This is a genomic window from Streptomyces guryensis (genome assembly GCF_021261325.1).
In the GTDB taxonomy this organism is placed as follows: domain Bacteria; phylum Actinomycetota; class Actinomycetes; order Streptomycetales; family Streptomycetaceae; genus Streptomyces; species Streptomyces guryensis.
In genome coordinates, this window is record NZ_JAJSBI010000026.1 from 1 (window position 1) to 15,565 (window position 15,565).

At 72.3% G+C, this 15,565-nt stretch carries 8 protein-coding genes; 3 read left to right on the forward strand and 5 right to left on the reverse strand.

From position 1 onward, the window contains the following. Positions 1–439: 439 nt before the first annotated feature. Complete coding sequence (locus tag LJ657_RS36835; protein WP_232653286.1) at positions 440–991, reverse strand: MarR family winged helix-turn-helix transcriptional regulator; 552 nt, start codon at positions 989–991, stop codon at positions 440–442. Positions 992–1,101: 110 nt separating this feature from the next. Between LJ657_RS36835 and LJ657_RS36840 the strand changes: the two genes are divergently transcribed. Next, a complete protein-coding gene (locus LJ657_RS36840) occupies positions 1,102–2,388 on the forward strand; it encodes an MFS transporter (protein WP_232653287.1) in 1,287 nt (428 codons plus the stop codon). A 6-nt stretch (positions 2,389–2,394) separates the two neighbouring features. Here the strand turns inward: LJ657_RS36840 and LJ657_RS36845 are convergent, their stop codons facing one another. Together LJ657_RS36845 and LJ657_RS36850 are read right to left on the reverse strand one after the other, a co-directional pair. After that, a complete protein-coding gene (locus tag LJ657_RS36845) occupies positions 2,395–4,050 on the reverse strand; it encodes an ATP-binding SpoIIE family protein phosphatase (protein WP_232653288.1) in 1,656 nt (551 codons plus the stop codon). Positions 4,051–4,265: 215 nt separating this feature from the next. Further along, a complete protein-coding gene (locus LJ657_RS36850) occupies positions 4,266–5,645 on the reverse strand; it encodes an NAD(P)/FAD-dependent oxidoreductase (RefSeq protein WP_232653289.1) in 1,380 nt (459 codons plus the stop codon). 386 nt (positions 5,646–6,031) lie between these two features. On the opposite strand from LJ657_RS36850, the gene LJ657_RS36855 reads away from it, so the two are divergent. Together LJ657_RS36855 and LJ657_RS36860 are read left to right on the forward strand one after the other, a co-directional pair. Continuing rightward, positions 6,032–6,808, forward strand: a complete 777-nt coding sequence (locus tag LJ657_RS36855; RefSeq protein ID WP_232653290.1) for a TetR/AcrR family transcriptional regulator — start codon at positions 6,032–6,034, stop codon at positions 6,806–6,808. Between the two features lie 563 nt (positions 6,809–7,371). Further along, positions 7,372–9,324: a sigma-70 family RNA polymerase sigma factor gene (locus LJ657_RS36860; RefSeq protein ID WP_232653291.1), complete on the forward strand. Its 1,953-nt coding sequence runs from the start codon at positions 7,372–7,374 to the stop codon at positions 9,322–9,324. Between the two features lie 30 nt (positions 9,325–9,354). On the opposite strand, the gene LJ657_RS36865 is transcribed toward LJ657_RS36860, so the two are convergent. Both LJ657_RS36865 and LJ657_RS36870 read right to left on the reverse strand, forming a co-directional pair. Then, positions 9,355–12,738: an AfsR/SARP family transcriptional regulator gene (locus LJ657_RS36865; protein ID WP_232653292.1), complete on the reverse strand. Its 3,384-nt coding sequence runs from the start codon at positions 12,736–12,738 to the stop codon at positions 9,355–9,357. A gap of 422 nt (positions 12,739–13,160) precedes the next feature. Further along, positions 13,161–15,260 carry an asparagine synthase-related protein gene (locus tag LJ657_RS36870; protein ID WP_232653293.1) on the reverse strand — a complete coding sequence of 700 codons (2,100 nt, stop codon included), beginning with the start codon at positions 15,258–15,260 and terminating at the stop codon, positions 13,161–13,163. Between the last annotated feature and the right edge of the window lie 305 nt (positions 15,261–15,565).

Below are 15,565 nucleotides of genomic sequence, written 5' to 3' on the forward strand. Positions count from 1 at the left end.
TCTCGGGCTTTCCTCCGGGCAGTTTCCCTTCGGTCTTGCGTTTCCGACTCTATCAGACCGTTTCCCGATCCGATTTCCTCGGCGCTTTCCAGGTTCCCGCTTTCGCGTTTCCCTTTCCGGCGGTTCCGACTCTATCAGATCCTTTCGGGCCTGACTCCCAGTCAGAGGGGCTGTCCTCCCGGCCGTTGGGCCGTTCCGACGTCTCAAACCTTAGCGGATCCCGTCGGCAGTTCCTAATCGAGCTACCGGGTCCAAATCGAATTGAATTCGGGCACGCCGAAATCAATCCCATTGGGAGATCGTTCTGATGGTTTGAGGTGCCGCTCATGCGGCTGAGGTGCTGCCGCAGAACCGTTACGGCCCCGTGGCAACCCGAAGAACTTTACGGATCCGCGAGAGGGATGTCAAGCACCCTCTGTCAAGATCTTTTACGTCGGCCTCAGTCCAGGTCGGTGAGGCGTCCGCCCGCGTCCGGCTGGGCGTGTTCCACCCTGCGCAGGAGGCGGGTGAGGACCTCGCCGAGGGCGGTGCGCTCGTCCGGGGACAGGTCCTGGAGGAGATCCTCCTCGAAGACCGTCGCGAGCCGCATCGCCTCAAGCCACTTCTCGCGGCCCTCGGCGGTCAGCTCCACGATCACCCGGACCCGGTTGGACTCGTCGCGCTCCCGGGTCACCAGGCCCTCGGCGACCATGCGGTCGATCCGGTGGGTCATCGCGGCCGGCGTCAGTCCGAGGCGCTTGGCGAGGTCGCTCGGGCCCAGGCGGTAGGGGGCGCCGGAGAGCACCAGGGCCTTGAGGACCTCCCACTCGGCGTTGCTGATCCCGAGGGCGGAGGTCTGGCGGCCGTAGGCGACGTTCATACGGCGGTTCAGACGGGACAGGGCCGAGACGATCTTCTCGACCTGTGGGTCCAGGTCCCGGAACTCGCGCTGGTAGGCGGCGATCTGCTCTTCGAGTGTCGGTTCGCCGAGGCTGCCGGGGGTGTCGCCCATGGGCGAAGTATGGCACGGGCGTGCTTGGCGTTGAAGTTCTTCTGGGTGTACTGTTTAGCTTCGAACTTTAGGTTCTAAGTCTTCACTCCTAACTACTGAGAGAGGTGAACGTGACCAGGGCGATGGGCGCAGCGATGCGCCGGATCCATGTGGGTAACGCACTCAGCGCGTTCGGGCTCGGCTTCACCGTCCCCTACCTGTACGTCTACGTGGCGCAGGTGCGGGGGCTGGGGGCCATGACGGCGGGGCTCGTGCTCGCTGTCTTTGCTGTGGCCGCGCTGATCGTGCTGCCGTTCGCCGGACGGGCCATCGTCCGGCGCGGTCCCCGGCCGGTCCTTCTCGCCGCCTTGGTCACTGCCGCCGTGGGGGCGCTGAGCCTGGGGCTGGCGAGCAACAGCACTGCCGTGCTGCTGGCGGCGGCCGCGCTCGGCGCCGGGCAGGCCGTGATGCAGCCGGCGCTCGCGACGATGATCGTGGACTGCTCCACGGCGGACACCCGCTCCCGTGCGTTTGCCATGCAGTTCTTCCTGCAGAACCTGGGGCTCGGTGTCGGCGGGCTCATCGGCGGCCACCTTGTCGACTCTACGCGCGTCGACTCCTTCACCTTGCTGTTCTCGATCGAGGCCGCGGTGTTCCTGCTGCTGGCGGTCGTCATGGCCACCGTGCGGATGCCGCACTCCCCGCGCATCGAGGACGCGCCCGCGCAGTCGGCGAAGGGCAGCTGGAAGCGGCTGCTGGGCAATCGGGCCATGGTGCAGCTGTGCGTACTGGGCTTCGTACTGTTCTTCGCCTGCTACGGGCAGTTCGAGTCGGGGCTGAGTGCGTACGGGGTCGAGGCCGCGGGCATCTCGACGTCCGCGCTGGGGACGGCGCTGGCCGCCAACACCCTGATGATCGTCGTCGCGCAGTTCGCCGTGCTGAGGTTCGTCGAGCGTCGGCGCCGTTCCCGGGTGATCGCCGGTGTCGGGCTGATCTGGGCCGTGGCGTGGGTCATGGCCGGGTACGCCGGGCTCGGGCACGGCAGCCAGGAGATGGCCACGGCTGCCTTCGTATCGACGTACGCCTTGTTCGGGCTGGGTGAGGCGATGCTGTCGCCGACCGTCGCCCCCTTGGTCGCCGATCTTGCGCCGACGGGGATGGCGGGGCAGTACAACTCCGCCTTCGCCCTGGTGAAGCAGCTTGCGCTGGCCGTCGGGCCGGCGGTGGGCGGGCCGCTGGGGGCCTCGCTGCACGCCCCGTACATCGTGACGTTCCTGCTGTTCTCGCTGGGGATCACCTTCCTCGCGCTGCGGCTGGGGCGGCGGCTCACCGCCGTACAGGATCAGCCGTGGCTCGGGCGGAGTCGAGTGGTGGCCCGGGGTGGGGCCGCTGCGGAGCCGGTGGTCGCGGAGGCCTGAGCGGGGTCAGGTGGAGGCCTTGGGGAGGACGAACTCGCACCAGACCGCCTTGCCGCCGCCCGGTGTGCGTCGTGAGCCCCAGTTCGACGCGATCGTCGCGACGATGGCGATGCCCCGGCCCGACTCGTCGCCGGGTTCCGCTCGGCGGCGGCGGGGGAGGTGGTCGTCGCCGTCGGTGACCTCGATGATCAGTCGGCGGTCGGTGCGGCGCAGGCGCAGGCGCATGGGTGGTGTGCCGTGCTGGAGGGAGTTGGCGACCAGTTCGCTCGCCGCCAGGACCCCGAGGTCGTGGAGTTCGGTCGGGAAGCGCCAGCTCGTCAGGACGCCGGAGGCGAAGGCACGCGCGCGTGGGGCCGCTTCGATGCCGCCGAGGAGTTCCAGGGCCGCGTTGCGGAAGAGGTCGCTGTCCGGGCCGGTGCGGGCCGGGTGCTGGAGGACCAGGACGGCGACGTCGTCGTCGTGGTCCGCCGTCACGCCCGCCGAGCGTACGAGGCGGTCGCAGACGACCTGGGGGGTGCCCGTCGCGCCGGACAGGGCGCGCTCAAGGGCTGCGATGCCCTCGTCGAGGTCCTCGTTCCTGCGTTCCACCAGGCCGTCCGTGTAGAGGACGGCTGTGGAGCCGGGGCCCAGGGGGATCGAGCCCGAGGCGTGCATCCAGCCGCCCGTGCCGAGCGGGGGGCCGGTCGGTTCGTCGGCGCGCAGGACGACTCCGCTCTCGTCGCGGACGAGGATCGGGAGGTGGCCGGCGGAGGCGTACACCAGACGGCCCTCGTTCGGGTCATGGATGGCGTAGGCGCAGGTGGCGATCTGGTTGGCGTCGATCTCGGCGGCCAGGCCGTCGAGGAGCTGCAGGACCTCGTGCGGGGGGAGGTCGAGGCGGGCGTATGCGCGGACGGCCGTGCGGAGTTGGCCCATGACCGCCGCCGCTCGTACGCCTCGGCCCATCACGTCGCCGATGACCAGGGCCGTGCGGCCGCCGCCGAGGGTGATGACGTCGTACCAGTCGCCGCCGACCGCCGCCTCCGTGCCGCCGGGCTGGTAGGTGGCCGCGACGCGCAGGTCGTCGGGTTCTTCGAGTTCCTGGGGCAGCAGCGAGTGCTGGAGGGTGACGGCTGTCTCGCGCTGCCGGCGTTCGCTGGCGCGGAGGCGTTCGGCGGCCTCGGCGTGGTCGGTGACGTCGGTGGCGAAGACCAGTACGCCCGCGTTCTCGCCCTCCGTCACCGGGGTGCAGGTGAAAGTGTAGGAGCGGCCGTCGGGGGCCTTGCGGGACTTGAGCGTGCGGGGCTTGCGGCTGCGCAGGACCTGGTCGAGGAGCGGGAGCAGGCCCAGTTCGTCGAGTTCGGGGAGGGATTCGCGGGTGGGCTCGCCGAGCGGGCGTACGCCGAAGGCCGCCACATAGGCGTCGTTGATGTAGGCGACGCGGTGGTCGGGGCCGTGGACGAGGGCGACGAGAGCCGGGACGCGGTCGAGGACCTCGCGGACGGGGAGTTCGTCGACGGCCGGTACGGGTGCGTGCTCGTCGCCGGTGAGTTGTTCGGCGCGGGCCGCGGGCACGGCGCCCGGGGTCTCGGCCTGCCGGTCGGGGGCGACCGTGTGATCGGTCCGCGCTGCGGCGCGGCGCTGCGTTCCGGGGAGCCGGGCGCTCCAGCGCGTGAAGTTCACGAATCCTTGCCTCGTGTCGTCGTCTTCGGCCGGCTCCGGACCCGTCCGGAGGGCTGGGGGGTGACACCCCCGGGGTGCAGCACGGTGGAGAGAGCCTCTTGGGTTCGAAGGGCGAGCAGGTGCACGCCCTGGGGACGGGGATCAGTCTGGCAGTGTGGCCTACCGGGGCAACATCCGTGTGACGCCCGGTCGGTCGGTGGAGTTCCTCGGTCCGGTCAGGACGACCCCTTCGGGTCGTTCATCGGGTCGATAGGAGGCTTTCCACCAGCCGCGAGTTCGAACTCCGCTCGGGGATGTTCGAGCGAACCCAGGGAGACGATCTCCCGCTTGAAGAGGCCCGAAAGGGTCCATTCGGCCAGGACACGGGCCTTGCGGTTGAAGGTGGGCACCCTGCTGAGGTGGTAGACGCGGTGCATGAACCACGCAGGGTAGCCCTTCAGCTTGCGCCCGTAGACGTGCGCGACGCCCTTGTGGAGGCCCAGGGAGGCGACCGAGCCGACGTACCTGTGGGAGTACGTCTCAAGGGGTTCGCCGCGCAGGGAGTGCGCGATGTTGTCGCCGAGGAGCTTGGCCTGGCGGACCGCGTGCTGGGCGTTGGGTGCGGTCTCCGTGCCGGGTTCGGCGGCGGTGACGTCGGGGACGGCGGCGGCGTCGCCTGCTGCCCACGCGTGCGTGGCGCCGTCGATCGTCAGCTGGGGGGTGCATTTCAGCCGACCGCGTTCGGTGCGGGGGAGGTCGGTGGCGGCGAGGAGCGGGCTGGGCTTCACGCCGGCCGTCCAGACGACCGTACGGGTCGGGAAACGGGCACCGTCGCTGAGGACGGCCACGCGGTCCGCGCAGGACTCCAGGCGGGTCCGCAGGCGTACGTCGATGTTGCGGCGGCGCAGTTCGGTGACCGTGTAGCGGCCCATCTCCTCGCCGACCTCGGGGAGGATGCGGTCCGAGGCCTCCACGAGGATCCACTTCATGTCCTCGGGCCGGATGTTGTGGTAGTAGCGGGCGGCGTAGCGGGCCATGTCCTCCAGCTCGCCGAGTGCCTCGACCCCCGCGAAGCCGCCGCCGACGAAGACGAAGGTGAGCGCCGCGTCACGGATCGCGGGGTCGCGGGTCGAGGAGGCGATGTCCATCTGCTCGATGACGTGGTTGCGCAGGCCGATGGCCTCCTCGACCGACTTGAAACCGATGCCGTGGTCGGCGAGGCCGGGGATGGGAAGCGTGCGCGAGATCGAACCGGGTGCGAGGACGAGTTCGTCGTACGTCATCTGCTCGGGGCCGGCGCCCTCCTCCTCCGTGGCGAGGGTGGTGAGGGTGGCGGTGCGCTTGGCGTGGTCGATGGACTGGACCTCGCCGACGACGACATGGCACCGATACAGGACCCGGCGCAGCAGTACGACCACATGCCGGGGCGAAATGGCACCGGCGGCCGCTTCGGGAAGGAATGGCTGATAGGTCATGTAAGGGTCGGGAGTGACCACTGTGATCTCGACCTCGCCCCGCCTGAGTTCCCGTTTCAGCTTCTGCTGGAGGCGCAGGGCCGTGTACATCCCGACGTAGCCGCCGCCGACAACGAGAATGCGCGCACGTTCCTTCACCATCCCATGACGCACCCAGCGCTTGAGTTTGTCCACAGCCCCGACAATTTGTGTGACGCGGGGCCGGGGACGCCCAGGGTTGGCCGAATTGCCCGGCTGCCCAGAAGCATTGCAGGTCAGCGGGTGTGCGCCGGATGACCTTGGGGGGCGCAATCGGGACGTATACGACCCGTACTCCGATCGGGGGGCGCACTGTGCGGAACCTGCCCCTTCTGAATTGACCCCCTCTCAACTATGTTCGTGTCTCGACGGGGTGTAGGGGGATGCACTCATCGGTCGTCGAGTCCGCGACGGGCGGGCCGGCGAACCGGGCTTGTTCCCACGCTCCGGCAACCAATGAATGGCGGGGAGAGTCTCCGGGGGGAGACGTCATTACCGGGGGAACGCTTATGCATGTTCAGGACTCTCATTGGTCGTCCGCGTCAGCACTGACATCGGGCGGCATCGTGAGCGCGGCGACAGGTAACGGACGCGCCGATGGCGCGCGTACGACACCGCTGCGCGTGGATGCACAGCGCAATCTGGAGCACGTACTGCGCGCGGCGCGCGAGGTCTTCGGCGAGCTGGGGTACGGCGCGCCGATGGAGGACGTGGCGCGGCGGGCGCGGGTGGGTGTGGGGACCGTGTACCGGCGGTTCCCGAGCAAGGACGTCCTGGTGCGGCGGATAGCCGAGGAGGAGACCTCCCGGCTGACCGACCAGGCCCGGGCGGCGCTCGGACAGGAGGACGATCCGTGGGCGGCGCTCTCGCGCTTCCTGCGGACGTCGGTGGCCTCGGGTGCCGGGCGGCTGCTGCCGCCGCGGGTGCTGCGGGTCTCGGTCGCCGACGAGGGGTCCGAGCGGGCCGAAGGCACGGTCTTCGACGAGGCCCGGGTGCCGCAGCAGCGGACCCAGCCGGGTTCCGGGGAGCTGCGGCTCGTCTCCGAAGGGGCCCCGAGTGTCTCGGCGGAGGACGACACGGGAGCGGCGGCGCTGCTCGAGGTGGTGGGCCGGCTCGTGGAGCGGGCGCGCGCGGCGGGTGAGCTGCGGGCCGACGTGTCGGTGTCGGACGTACTGCTGGTCATCGCGACGGCGGCACCCTCGCTGCCGGACGCGGCCCAGCAGGCGGCCGCTTCGGCACGGCTGCTCGACATCCTGCTGGAGGGGCTGCGGTCGCGGCCGGCCTGAGAGCCTGTGCCGCGCCCCCGGCCGGATCGGCGCGCGGCGTCCGCGAGTGCTGCGCTCGCGCGAAGCCGGGAGTGGGACGCGTGCGAACCACGGTGCCGGAGCGCCCTCGTAGAGATACCAGGGCGTTCCGGCGACGCCGCCGGGCACCCCACGCCTTGAGGCAGTGGAGGAGTGGGGCCGGGCGTCGCGCGCCCGGCCGGGGATGCGGCAAGGCTGGGCGGCGGTCCGCGGGGCGGGGTGTGTCAGCGTCTCCGGTGGCCCGTAGCTCGAACGGCCCGTAACTCGAAGGGGTGACGGTATGGCGGGGGCGCTGCGCAGCCCGCGCGCCCCGTATGAGCCGGGACCGAGCGGGATATTTCCGGCATGCCACTCAACTGCCGCTCAACTTCCGCCTGTCGGGCGTCAATTGAGCCTTCCCCGAATGGGCGATGGCTAGTACTACAGCACGACAAGTCCCCACGGACGGGTGGATGGCCCTGCCTGAGGGGTCCTGAACAAAAGCCAATATGGCACTCTGACCCGGTGTTCGGGACTGGTTGGGCAGGCGTCGGGGGCTTTCCGCGATGAGCGTTGACGGGCGGGACGAGCCACTGGGTGACGGTGACGCGGAGGCCGGTGGTTCGCCGCAGGTGCCGAGTCAGGGCGGGCCGGGCGGACGGGCGGGTGTCCCGCGGGGCGGTGGCCGCCCGGAGACCGTCATCCCGCCGCAGGGCGGCGAGCCGGTCGAGCCCGTCGAGGGCAGTGTCCCGGCGCAGCGCGACCGGCGGGAGGACGGCGTCCTGCCGCCCCCCAGGGACCTGCCGCCCTCCGACGCCGACCTGATCGGGCGGATGCGCTCGGGCGACGACACCGCGTACGAGGAGCTCTACCGGCGGCACGCGGACGCCGTGCGCCGCTACGCCCGCACCTGCTGCCGCGACGCCCACACCGCGGACGACCTCACCGCTGAGGTCTTCGCCCGCATGCTCCAGGCGGTACGCGGCGGCCACGGCCCCGAGCACGCCGTACGCGCGTATCTGCTCACCACCGTCCGGCGGGTGGCCGCGAGCTGGACGAAGTCCGCGAAGCGGGAGCAACTGGTCGACGACTTCGCGGTGTTCGCGGCGCAGGCAGCGCGCTCCTCCGAGGTGTCCGACGACCCTGCGTCCATCGGCTCCTTCGGAGCGGGCCTGGAGCTGGGCGCCGACGTGCGCGCGATGCACGAGGCCGAGCAGTCCATGGCCATGCAGGCCTTCCGGTCGCTGCCGGAGCGCTGGCAGGCCGTGCTGTGGCACACCGAGGTCGAGGACGAGTCGCCGAGCGAGGTCGCCACGCTCTTCGGGCTGGACGCCAACGGCACGCGCGTGCTCGCCAGCCGCGCCCGTGAGGGCCTCAAGCAGGCCTACCTCCAGGCCCACGTCAGCGCCGCGCTCGCCGGCGACGAGGGGTGCGCCCGCTACGCCGACCGGCTCGGCGCCTACGCCCGTGGCGGCCTGCGCACGCGGGCCGAGCGGGGGCTGCGCAAGCACCTGGAGGAGTGCGCCAAGTGCCGGCTGGCAGCAGGCCAGATCAAGGAAGTCGCCAGCGGAATCCCGGGGGTCGTACCGGTCGCGGTCATCGGCTGGTTCGGAGCCGCCGGGTACGCCAAGGTGGCCGCGCTCATCGCGGGCGGCACCGGAGCCGGTGCGGCGGGCGTCGCGGGTGCGGCCGCCGCTGCGGGCGGAGGCTCTTCCAGCGGGGCGGGCGCCGGTGGCGCGGCGGCCTCCGAAGGGCTCGGCGCGCCCGCGAAGATCGGCATCGCCGCCGGTGTCCTCGCCGTGGCGGGGGTGGCGGTGGCCCTCGCCCTGTCCGGGAGCGACACCCCGGTCAGGAAGCCGGACGCGAAGCCACCCGCGTCCGCTCCGGCCGTGCGGCCGGAATCGCCCCAGCCGACGCCTTCGACGAAGCAGCCCACGCCGAACCCGCGGGTGGTCGTGCCCGCGGCGGCTCCCCTGCCGACTCCGACCCCGACCCCGACTCCCCGGCCGAAGCCCACCCCGACCCCGACCCCTACGCCGAAGCCGACCCCGAAGCCCAGGCCCACCCCCACTCCCCCGCCGGCTCCGGCCGTCTACGAGTGGAGCGGGCTCTCGTACGACTTGGGCGGCGACGGCACCAAGCCCGAGATGCGGATCGGCCAGAGCAGCTGGGTGTGGCAGCGGTACGGCATGTCGATCGCCGGCAAGCAGTACCCCCACGGCGTGACCGTGCACGGCGCGTCCTCCGTCACCGTCGACCTCAACCGCTCCTGCTCCGCCTACGACGCCGTGGTCGGCGTGGACGACATGACCCTCGGGCTCGGCAAGGTCTACTTCTCCGTCTACGCCGACGGCGTCCGGCTCTGGCAGTCGCGGATGATCCAGGCCGGCTACCCGGCGGTCCCGCTCCATGTGAACCTCGCCGGGCACCGGACCGTACAGCTGGTCGTCCAGCCGCAGAGCGGCTTCGACTCCCTGACGCTCGCGGACTGGGCCGAGTCGAAGTTCACCTGCTCGTAGCGCCGCACGGGCTTCACGGCCGCGGTTCGGCTACGGGAGCTGCTCGGCAGGGTGTCTGCGCAGGGCCTCGCCGAGTTCGGCGAGGAGGCCGTCGGCGGTGAGGGCGGCACCTCGGGTGTACTCCGCCTCGTACTCCTCGGCGCACAGCGCGGCGCGGGCGGCGGTCTCGACCCGCTCGGCCTCGGCGCGCTCCGGCATGGGGCGCGGTGCGCCGTCCCGCAGATGCTCGGCGGCGGCTAGCAGGCGGACCGTGCGCGGATGGTCTCCCAGATCGGACAGCAGGACGGCCGAGCTGTCCACGAGGGTCGCCGTGACGACATCGGCGCAGCGCCGCTCCACCGCCTCACGGACGGTGTCGGCCAGCTTCGGCAGTCCGTGCGCCGGGCCGGACTCGGCGACCGTCACCAGGCCGTCGATCGCGTTCAGCATCACCATGAACTGGGGCGGTGGCGTGCCGCGTCCGATCTCCGTGCGCGCCGCCTCGTGCAGGGCGCGGGCGCGGGCGGTGTCCTTCTCGTCCAGCGCGAGCTGGGCGCGCATCAGCAGCACGAACGCCCTTGAGTCGGGTACGCCGTAGTGGTCGGCGGCGGCGGTCGCCTCGTCCAGCCCGCTGAGCGCGGCCGCGCGGTCGCCCCCTCGGTAGGCGATCTCGGCGAGCCGGGCCATGAGGAACGGTGTCTCGGCGTACGCGCCCACCTCGTAGGCGAGCCGCAGCGCCTCCTCGTACTCATCCTTGGCCTCCCCCAGGCGGCTGCGGGCCATCGCCGCCTCGCCGGCCGCGCTGCACACCTGGGCCCGCATCCAGCGGTCGCCGACGCGCCGGCTCAGCGCCCGGAGTTCCGCGAGGTCCTCGTCCACGCCCTTCATGCCGCCCGGTGAGTCGACGGCCAGGTGCGTACGGAACATGAGGGCGACGCCGACCGCCCAGTCGTCGCCGTGGGCACGGCAGTTGGCGACGGAGAGGTCCATGGCGGCGCGGACGTCCTGCGCGCTGTCCAGGATGAACGTGGTGAACGGCCAGACGAGTCCGGGCATTCGGGCCGCCTCCGGACCGCCCCGCTCGAAGAAGTTCCGCAGCCGGCCGACGTACTGACGCAGCCGGTCGTCCAGCAGCGCGTCCATCGGTTGGGTGTCCGACTTCATGAAGAGGTGGAGCATCCGGAGGTTCATGCGGAGGGTGTGGTGGGGGTGGTGTTCTTCGGCGTGAGGGGCGGAGAGGAAGGTGTCTATGAGGTCTATGGCATCGATGGGACCTGTGGCACCTATGGGACCTGTGGCACCTATGACATCCGTGGCACCTGTGGGATTCATGGCGTTGAGGGGGGCGATGCCGGCGGGGTTGTCCAGAGTGGCGCCCAGGCGGAGGACCTGGTCCAGCCAGGACTCGGCCTCATGGCGGTAGTTGCGCAGCCACCAGAACCAGCCCATGGACAGGGCGAGGGCGGCGGCCTCCGGCTCGGTGCCCGAGGTGAGGGCGCGGTGGAGGGCGGCGCGGATGTTGTCCAGCTCGGTCTCCAGGCGGGAGATCCACGGGAGTTGGGCGGCCGAGCGCAGGACGGGGTCGGCCTCCTCCACGAGCGCGCGCACCCACGCGCTGTGCCTGCGCTCGGCCGCGGCGCGCAGTTCGGGGGCCTCGGCGGCGCGCTCCGCCGCGTACTCGTGGATGGTCTCCAGCATGCGGTACCGCATACCGCCGGAGCCGGTCCGGTCGTACGGCGTCTCGCCCGGAGTGGCCACGATCAGGGACTTGTCGACGAGGGCCCCGACGAGATCGGTCGCGGGGCCGGTGCACACGGCATCCGCCGCCGCGAGGTCCCAGCCGCCGGCGAACACGGACACCTCGCGCAGCACCGTGCGCTCCCGCTCGTCGAGGAGCTCCCAGGACCAGTCGACGACCGCGCGCAGGGTCTGCTGGCGGGGCAGGACCGTACGGCTTCCGGAGGTGAGGAGGCGAAAGCGGTCGTCGAGGCGGTCGGCGATCTGGCGTGGTGTGAGCAGCCGTAGCCGGGCCGCGGCCAGTTCGATGGCGAGCGGCAGGCCGTCCAGGCGGCGGCAGATCTCGTCCACCGCCTCCCGGTCGCGGAGCACGACGGCCGCGTCGGGGCGGACGGCGGACGCGCGCTCCTCGAAGAGGCGGTGCGCCTGGTCGAGGACGAGGGGTTCGACCGGGCGCACGGACTCGCCGGGGACGCCCAGGGGTTCACGGCTGGTGGCGAGGATCGTGAGCCAGGGGCAGCGGGTGAGCAGCGTCTCGGCGAGGGCTGCCGCTGCTTCGATGACATGTTCGCAGTTGTCAAGGATCAGGAGTTGGCTGCGAGGGGCGCAGTACTCGACGAGCAGGGCGAGGGGGTCGTCCTGCGGGGCCGTCAGCTCGGTGGTCATCAGCACGGTCTCGCGCAGACCGAGCGCGCTGACCACCGCGCCGGGCACCGCCTCCGGGCGGTCCAGCGGTGCCAGTTCGACCAGCCACGCCTGGGGGAGCCCGGCGGCGGCCTCCTCGGCGAGGCGGGTCTTTCCGGAGCCGCCCGGACCGGTGAGGGTGACGAGCCTTGCCCTGTGCAATTCGGAACGGATGGCGTCGAGTTCTGGTTCCCGGCCCACGAAAGAGGTAAGGCGGGGACGGAGGTTGCCGGTTCGGCTGGAGGGTTCGGGTGGGGCGGGGGTGGGGGTGGGGAGCGGTGTTGTGGCCGTCGTGGTCGCCGGGGTGAGCAGTTCCGTGTGCAGGGCGCGTAGTTGGGGGCCCGGGTCGGTGCCCAGGCCTTCGGCCAGGGCTCGGCGGGCCATCTCGTATGCGGCGAGGGCGTCAGCCGTGCGGCCCGTGTCGCGCAGGGCGCGGATGAGGAGGGCGTGCAGCGGTTCGTCGTACGGGTGCGCCGCGGTCAGTTCCCTCAGGTGCGGTACGGCTGCGTGGGCGCGGCCCAGGCGCAGGTCCGCGTCGATACGGGCCCTGGTCGCCTCGCGGTGCAGTGCGTCGGGGCGGGTGGCGGCGAGGCGGTCCGGTAGGTCGGCGAGGGCGGGGCCGCGGTACAGGGCGAGGGCCTCGGTCAGGGTGTGTGCGGCGGTGTGCGGGTCGCCGTGGGCGAGGGCTGCTGTGCCCTGGCGTACCAGGCGCTCGAAGACGTACAGGTCTATGTCCTCCTGGGTCGCCTCGAGGCGGTAGCCGCCGGGGACGGAGGTGATGCTTTGTCTGCCCAGGGTGCGGCGGAGGCGGGCGATGAGGGCCTGGAGGGCGGCGGGGGCGTCCTGGGGCGGGGTGTCCGACCAGACCTCGTCGATCAGGGTGTCGGGGGTGGTGACCCGGCCTGGGCGCAGGGCCAGGGCGGTGAGGAGGGTGCGGAGGCGTTGGCCGGGGATGGGTATGACGGTGCCGTGGCCGTCCGCTGCCTGGGTGACGCCCAGGATTCTGTACCGCACCGGGTCATTGTCGCTGGGGGGTGGGGGTGGGGCACGTGTTTTGTGGGGGTGGGGGTCGGGGGGCGGGCTGCCCGGGTGGTGGACGCCAGGGTGTTTTTCGCCCCCGCCGCCCCTGCCCGTCCCGTCCCCAGGGGGCTGCGCCCCTTCGACCCCGCCAGGGGCTACGCCCCTGTACCCCCGGGGACTACGGTCCCCGGACCCCGATTCCGGGGCAGGACTCCGGACCCCGCCGGGGCTCTGCCGCGGGCCCCGTTCGGTCTGAACGGCCTCGTCCTCGAACGCCGGACGGGCTGGGAGATGCGTACCGGCGGCCATGATGGGCCGAAGAGGTACAGGCCGGCCTCTGGACGCCGAAGGCCGGCGGAAGGCTCCGTCCTCACGCGACGCCCGCTCGTCCCCCAAGGCCGGCGGAGAGCGCCCTCTCACGCAACGCCCCCTCCTCCCCCAGCGGCCAGTGCGCCTCTTCTTGGGGTGATTCCTGCCGGCACTGCTCTCTGGCGGGCCGGTGTGCCTGTCCAGCAGGTCCCTCGGCGGGAGAGTAGGCGGCGCAGCCAGAGTTCCAGGGAGACCAGGTCTGCCAGGCCGTCGAGGGGGAGGGGTTCGCCCGCTGCCGCCGCGCGGAGGGCCTTGCGGACCACTCGGGCCTCCACCAGGCCCGCCTCCGCCAGCAAGGGGGTGCCGAACAGGGACATCAGGGAGTCGGCGGCCACCCTCAGGCCCGTACGGGCCGCCACCGCTGCCGGGGCGTGGGAGGGGGCGCCCCAGCCGGGTGGGAGGTCGCTCACGCCGGCGCCCTCCAGGACCGTGCGGAGGATCGCGGCACGCGCGCCCGGCTGGACGCGCAACGCCTCGGGGAGCACGCGGCAGGCGCGGACCACCTGGTTGTCGAGGAAGGGTGCGTGCAGGCGTTGGGAGCGGATCTCCGCTGCTTGTTCCAGGATGCGTAGGTCTGCGGCGTGGCGGGCCAGGGCCGCACGCGCGCGGTAGTCGCCGGGGCGTTGGGCCGGGCCCACGGCCGAGCGGCTCGTCGACGCCTGCAGGCGAACCGATACTTCAGCCAGGGCCTCACCGGTCAGCCAGCGTGCCGCCGGGCCCGGTCTGGCCCAGGTGAGGGCGGCGAGGGACGCGCCGACGGCGCCGCCCGGCTCGTCGAAGCGGCGTTGCAGGAGGCGTTCGGCGAGGAGTTCCAGGCCCGCCCGGTACGGGGTCCGCGACAGCTTCCGGGCCGCGCCGTACACGCGCGCGGGGACCATCACCGAGCCGTCGGCCTTCGCGAGTGCCGCGACGGGGCGGACCAGGTGGCGGCGTTTGCGGTCCATCAGGAGGTCGGCCAGCCTGGCCGGGTGCGCGTCCAGGACCTGGCGGGCGCCGTAGCCCGTGAAGTGGTCCGCGCTGCCCGCCGCCAGGCGTGCTCGGTGCCGCGCCGCCGTCACCAGGGACGGGCCCGGCTCGTCCGTCAGCGGGCCGTCGAGTTCGGCGTACGGGAGGGTCTCCTCGCCCCCGGTCACCACTACGTGGTGCAGGCGTGGGTTGGCGGCGAGGGTTCCGGCGCGTTCCAGTTCCGCCTCGCGGCCGCCGACCGCCAGGTCGTTGAAGGTGACCGCCAGCAGGCGTTCGCCCGCGCCCGTGCCGTGGCCCAGGACCGTGCCCGGCATGCCGGGGAGGCCGGCCGCCAGCAGCGCGAGCGTCCCGGACGCCGGGCCGCCGGAGAGGTCCGCGCCGATGCCCGCCACCGGCATCCCGCGCGCGGCGCGGCGCTCCGCCGGGCCCATGCCGGGGACGGGGCCCGGGTCTATGTCGGCTCCCGGGACGTGCCTGGGCGCCGACAAGCGCGTGCGTACCGCCTCCACCAGCGCGTCGCGCACCGCGTCGACCGCACTGTCGGGGTCCGCCGAGGGCGCCGCCACCGCGAGGGACGCGACGGGCTCGTAGCCGGCGATCTCACGCGCCCCCGCGCGCAGGATCAGCGCATGCCCGGGCGGAATGCGCCGTACGCCGTCGTAGGGCGTGGAGTCGTGCAGTGCGGCCGGTACGTCGGGGGCGGCGAGGAGCGCGGCGAGGTGGCCGAAGTCGAGGTTGGCCTCGATGAGGTCGGCGAGCGGGAGCGCGGCGGTGGCGTAGGCGGTGCCGCCCGCCCACGGGGTGTAGAAGACGGGTCGGGCGCCCGCCAGATCGCCGCAGACGGTGACCCGGCGGCCGACCTGGACGATCGCCGTGTAGCTGCCCGGCCAAGCCGTCAGGTGGCGGAGTGCGCCTCCGCGCGCGGCGAACAGACCGACCCGCAGCTCCTCGTCGGACGCCCCGCACGTCCCCAGGACCGCGATCCGGGTCTGGGCGTCCGCCTTCACCACCCGCACCTCGTCGGGGCGCCAGTCGCCGACCGCCCAGAGCGGATCGGGGTCGCCCCACAGGAGTTGGGAGCCCACCGGGTGCACGGTCTCGCCGTCCTGTCCGGTGGCCCCCGCGGAACCGGTCCGCAATGCCCCCGCGGCGGTGCTGCTCCACCCCACCAACCACCGCATGGACGCCTCCACAGGCTGTGGACAACCAGTGCACCGTACGAACTGGTTCACCATGCTGCCATGAAGGGCGCACGCCGGAGGCGTGGTGGAGCCGCTTACGATCCCTGGAAGGCACCTCGGCGCTCAACTGCCCGAGGGGACGGACACCCGTACCCGGCAAGGCTTCTGCGACGCGAATGCGCCCCCGGAATGCCCCCCGAAAACGCCCTTCGCGCCCTCAAGTTCCGTGGTGGGAGCGGCAATTACCCGGGGAGAGCAGGGGCGATTTTCAGCCAAATCGGCGAAGGCGGGACGGGTTTGGACAC